General features: G+C 69.0%; 4 protein-coding genes. All 4 read left to right on the top strand.

The window, feature by feature from the left end:
* The first annotated feature begins 4 nt into the window (after positions 1–4).
* Entirely contained in the window at positions 5–628 is a 624-nt protein-coding gene (locus AB0L00_RS45695; RefSeq protein WP_364444552.1) for an ATP-dependent Clp protease proteolytic subunit, read from the top strand.
* Positions 629–787: 159 nt separating this feature from the next.
* On the top strand, positions 788–2,062 hold the full coding sequence (gene clpX / locus AB0L00_RS45690; protein WP_345362961.1) for an ATP-dependent Clp protease ATP-binding subunit ClpX: 1,275 nt from the start codon (positions 788–790) through the stop codon (positions 2,060–2,062).
* Between the two features lie 382 nt (positions 2,063–2,444).
* Positions 2,445–5,030 (top strand): valine--tRNA ligase, encoded by a 2,586-nt coding sequence (locus AB0L00_RS45685; RefSeq protein WP_364444550.1) that lies wholly within the window; start codon positions 2,445–2,447, stop codon positions 5,028–5,030.
* Positions 5,031–5,166: 136 nt separating this feature from the next.
* Entirely contained in the window at positions 5,167–5,328 is a 162-nt protein-coding gene (locus AB0L00_RS45680; RefSeq protein WP_364444548.1) for a hypothetical protein, read from the top strand.
* Positions 5,329–5,662 lie beyond the last annotated feature (334 nt).

Genomic DNA, 5,662 nt, shown 5'->3' with positions numbered 1-5,662 from the left:
GCCGGTGGAAAGCCGATACATCATCCCGTCCTTCGTCGAGCGCACGACGTACGGCGTCAAGGAGATGAATCCGTACAACAAGCTCTTCGAGGAGCGGATCATCTTCCTGGGCGTGCAGATCGACGACGCCTCGGCCAACGACGTGATGGCGCAGTTGTTCACGCTGGAGTCCATCGACCCCGAGCGCGACATCAGCATCTACATCAACTCGCCCGGTGGCTCGTACACCGCCATGACGGCGATCTACGACACCATGCAGTTCGTCCGGTGCGACATCCAGACGGTCTGCATCGGGCAGGCCGCGTCCGCCGCAGCGGTGCTGCTGGGGGCCGGAACGCCCGGCAAGCGGGCCGCGCTGCCGCACTCGCGGATCCTGATCCACCAGCCCGCCACCGAGGGCGGCTACGGGCAGGCCAGCGACATCGAGATCCAGGCGAACGAGATCCTCCGGATCCGCGAGGAGATGGAGCAGATCCTGGCCAAGCACAGCGGCCAGGACGTGGAGAAGGTCCGCCGGGACATCGAGCGCGACCGTTTCCTCACCGCCGAGGAGGCCAAGGCTTACGGTCTGGTCGATGACATCATCGCCAGCCGCAAGAAGCGCGCTTCCGAGGTAGTGTCGTCATAAGCGGCCTGTGGGTGACGCCCCGGTGTCCGCCAGATTGACCACGCCAGAGGGCTCACTCACGGTCCAGGAGACGGTAACGTCGAGACACAACGTCGAGAGCCTCAGCACGCTCCCTCGCCCCGCTCATAGCGGGTGAGCGGCCCACGTAAAGGAGACAGGGTGGCACGCATCGGCGACGGTGGTGACCTGCTCAAGTGTTCGTTCTGCGGAAAGAGCCAGAAGCAGGTCAAGAAGCTCATCGCGGGTCCGGGCGTGTACATCTGCGACGAGTGCATCGATCTTTGTAACGAGATCATCGAGGAGGAGCTCTCCGAGTCCTCCGATCTCAAGTGGGACAACCTGCCGAAGCCACGGGAGATCTTCGAGTTCCTGGACTCGTACGTGATCGGGCAGGACAAGGCGAAGAAGGCCCTGTCCGTGGCGGTGTACAACCACTACAAGCGGATCCAGTCGGGCAGCGGCGGCAGGGACGAGGGCGTCGAGCTCGCCAAGTCGAACATCCTGCTGCTGGGCCCGACCGGTTCCGGTAAGACGCTCCTCGCGCAGACGCTCGCCAAACTGCTCAACGTTCCGTTCGCCATCGCCGACGCCACCGCCCTCACCGAGGCCGGCTACGTCGGTGAGGACGTCGAGAACATCCTGCTGAAGCTGATCCAGGCCGCCGACTACGACGTCAAGAAGGCCGAGACCGGCATCATCTACATCGACGAGGTGGACAAGGTCGCTCGCAAGAGCGAGAACCCCTCGATCACGCGGGACGTCTCGGGGGAGGGCGTCCAGCAGGCGCTGCTGAAGATCCTGGAGGGGACGACCGCGAGCGTCCCGCCGCAGGGCGGCCGCAAGCACCCGCACCAGGAGTTCATCCAGATCGACACGACCAACGTGCTGTTCATCTGCGGCGGCGCGTTCGCCGGCCTGGAGAAGATCGTCGAGCAGCGCGTCGGCAAGCAGGGCATCGGCTTCAACGCGGTCCTGCGCACCAAGGACGACGGTGACGACACCGCCGACCTGTTCGCCGACGTCATGCCCGAGGACCTCCTGAAGTTCGGCATGATCCCGGAGTTCGTCGGCCGGCTGCCCGTGATCACGAGCGTGCACAACCTCGACCGCGAGGCGCTGATCAGCATCCTCACCGAGCCGCGCAACGCCCTGGTCAAGCAGTACCACCGGCTGTTCGAGTTGGACGGCGTCGACCTGGAGTTCACCGACGACGCCCTCGAGGCCATCGCCGACCAGGCGATCCTGCGCGGCACGGGCGCCCGTGGCCTGCGCGCCATCATGGAGGAGGTCCTGCTCTCCGTGATGTACGAGGTGCCGAGCCGCGCCGACGTCGCCCGGGTCGTCATCACCCGGGAGGCCGTCCTGGAGCACGTCAACCCCACCCTGGTGCCGCGCGAGCGGACCAAGCGCGAGCCGCGCGAGAAGTCGGCCTGACCGCCTCTCCGTCTCCGGAGAGGCGGCCGGCCTCCGGCTCGCACCGTACGGCCCGGTCTTGAGGTCGTACGGCTTCGCCCCGAGGTGCCGCCCGATCCGGTGACGGGCGCGGGACTCCTCGATCCACACCGGCGCCGGCGGCCGTCCGTTCTCGGCATGGCCGCGATCAGGCGTTTCCGCCGTGGGGGCGAAGCCACGGCGGCTCGCCCGGCGACGCCCGCCCCGGGCGACCCGACCGTACGTTGCCGCGCGCCCCGAGGCCGTCGGCCGCCGCCCGGGAGACCGGGCGCGAGCGCGGCCGGCGGGACGATCGTTACCGAGGGAAAATCCGGATCTGCGGGCCGCGGCCACGGAGCCGCCGGAACATCCCTAAACTTTTCGCGTGACTTCGCGCGCTGACCTGCCGACTCAATACACCCCGGCCGACGTCGAGGGGCGGCTCTACGAACGCTGGATCGACGGCGGCCACTTCACCCCGGACGCCGTACCCGGCAAGCCCCACTTCTCGATCGTCATCCCGCCGCCGAACGTAACGGGTTCGCTGCACGTCGGCCACGCGCTGGACCATTCGATCCAGGACGCGCTCATCCGCTGGCAGCGGATGCGTGGTGTCGCGACGCTGTGGCTGCCGGGCATGGACCACGCCGGCATCGCCACCCAGAACGTCGTCGAGCGGCAACTCGCCCAGGAGGGCCTGTCCCGCCACGACCTCGGCCGCGAGGCCTTCGTCAAGAAGGTCTGGAAGTGGAAGGCCGAGTCCGGCGGCAAGATCCTCGGCCAGATGCGCCGCCTCGGCGACAGCGTCGACTGGACCCGCGAGCGGTTCACGATGGACGAGGGACTGTCCCGGGCCGTTCTGACGATCTTCAAGCGGCTGTACGACGACGGGCTGATCTACCGCGCCGAGCGCATCATCAACTGGTGCCCGCGCTGCCTCACCGCGCTGTCCGACATCGAGGTCGAGCACTCCGACGACGAGGGCGAGCTGGTCTCGATCCGGTACGGCGAGGGCGACGCGTCGATCGTGGTCGCCACCACCCGGGCGGAGACGATGCTCGGCGACACGGCCGTGGCCGTGCACCCCGACGACGAGCGCTACGCCCACCTGGTCGGTACCGAGATCGAGCTGCCGCTGACCGGCCGCCGCATCCCGATCGTCGCCGACGCGCACGTCGACCCGGAGTTCGGCACGGGCGCCGTGAAGGTCACGCCCGCGCACGACCCGAACGACTTCGAGATCGGACGCCGGCACGACCTGCCCTCTATCTCGGTCATGGACGAGCGCGGCGTGATCACGGCGCACGGTCCGTTCCAGGGACTGGACCGGCTCGAGGCGCGCCCGGCCGTCGTCGCGGCACTCCGCGAGCAGGGCCGCATCGCCGCCGAGAAGCGCCCGTACGTCCACGCGGTCGGCCACTGCTCGCGCTGCAAGACGATCGTCGAGCCGCGGGTGTCGCTGCAGTGGTTCGTCAAGGTGGCCCCGCTCGCCAAGGCCGCCGGCGACACCGTCCGCGACGGCCGCGTGCGGATCGCCCCGGAGGAGATGGCGCCCCGCTACTTCGAGTGGGTCGACAACATGCACGACTGGTGCATCAGCCGCCAGTTGTGGTGGGGGCACCGCATCCCGGTCTGGTACGGCCCCGACGGCGAGATGGCGTGCGTCGGCCCCGGCGAGGAGGCACCGGAGGGCTGGACGCAGGACACCGACGTGCTCGACACGTGGTTCTCCTCGGCGCTGTGGCCCTTCTCCACCCTGGGCTGGCCCGACGACACCCCCGAGCTGCGGGCGTTCTACCCGACGTCCGTGCTGGTCACCGGGTACGACATCCTGTTCTTCTGGGTGGCCCGGATGATGATGTTCGGGCTGTACGCCATGGACGGCGTCGAGCCCTTCAAGGTCATCGCGCTGCACGGGATGGTGCGCGACCAGTTCGGCAAGAAGATGTCCAAGTCGTTCGGCAACGTCGTCGACCCGCTGGACTGGATCGACCGGTACGGCGCGGACGCCACCCGCTTCACGCTGCTGCGCGGCGCCAACCCCGGCAGCGACGTCGCGGTCAGCGAGGAGTGGGCCCAGGGCTCCCGCAACTTCTGCAACAAGCTCTGGAACGCCACCCGGTTCGCGCTGCTGAACGGCGCGACGAGCCCGGCGGGCGGCGTCGGCGTGGTCGGCGAGGGGCTGCCCGAGAACCTGACCGTGGCGGACCGCTGGATCGTCTCCCGGCTCTCGTCGGTGGTGGCGGACGTGGAGGCGCACTTCGAGCGGTTCGAGTTCGCCAAGGCGTGCGAGACGCTCTACCACTTCGCGTGGGACGAGTTCTGCGACTGGTACGTCGAGCTGTCCAAGATCCCCGGGATGAGCGCCGACGCCTCCGCGGTCCTGGGGCACGTGCTCGACGTCCTGCTGCGACTGCTGCACCCGCTGACGCCCTTCGTCACCGAGGAGCTCTGGACGGCGCTGACGGGGGGCGAGACCATCGTCGCGGCGTCCTGGCCGCGGCCGGGCACCTTCGCCGACCCGGGCGCCGAGGCGGAGATCGCCGGGTTCCAGCGGCTCGTCACCGAGGTCCGCCGGTTCCGCGCCGACCAGGGGCTCAAGCCGGGCCAGCGGGTCGCCGCGTCGCTGGAGGGCATCGACCCGGCGTACGAGGAGGCGGCCCGCACGCTGCTGCGCCTGACGCCTCCGGAGGACGGCTTCAGCCCGACCGCGTCCCTGCCCGTGGACGGCGTGACCGTGCGCTTGGACACCGCCGGCGCCATCGACGTCGCGGCCGAGCGGGCCCGGCTCGAGAAGGACCTCGCCGCCGCCCGCAAGGAGATCGCCCAGGCCGAGGGCAAGCTCGGCAACGAGCAGTTCATGTCCAAGGCTCCGGAGAAGGTCGTCGCCAAGACCCGGAGCCGTCTGGAGCAGGCCCGTACCGACGTGACCCGTCTGGAGACCCAACTGGCGGTCCTGCCGAGCGCCTGACCGCTCTCTGCGGCTCCGGCGCCGTTCACGCGCCGTCCTGAGGCCGGCTCACCGGACCCCGAGGGTCCGGTGAGCCGGCCTTCGCCGTCGCCGACCCCTGGCCGGGAATTCCCGGCGGCCGTGGTCCGTTGTAGAGGTGGTCGCCCTCGTGGGCCGGGTGCCGGAGCAACTCCGGCTCGGCATCCGCGAGGCGGCCGAGGCGGTACGCCCCACGCCGGTACTGGCCCGAAAGGTCGGCCGACAGGGGTGGATCGTCCCCAAGACGCCCGCTGTGGGCTCCTGGGGCCAGAGATCTTGAAGTTGTTCCGGTGTCTGAGGTTTCCGCTCCGAACCAGTGGGGTAGAACGCAAACAGCGAACCTTGACCTGCGGATACGTACGTGCCGGTGGCGGGATTTGACCTTGCTGTCGTAGGCGCGTAGAGTTCTTCTTGCCCGCAGGGGAGCGGGACGCCGAGAGGCGGCCGGCCCTGCGGAAGACACCCCACGAAAGCTCAGTGACAGAGGCATCTCTGGCGCGGGGTAATGTGAGTGTCGATCCGGTCGAGTACGTGACGCCGAAAGGCGGCGCGGTCGCCGGGAGCCTCCCAGCAGATGATTACCGAAGTCCTCGATTTCGGTGGTTAAATGTTGA

Origin of the sequence: Actinoallomurus sp. NPDC052308 (genome assembly GCF_040679195.1) — a bacterium.
Classification (GTDB): Bacteria; Actinomycetota; Actinomycetes; order Streptosporangiales; family Streptosporangiaceae; genus Actinoallomurus; species Actinoallomurus liliacearum.
This window is presented reverse-complemented; position numbering and strand designations above follow the sequence as displayed.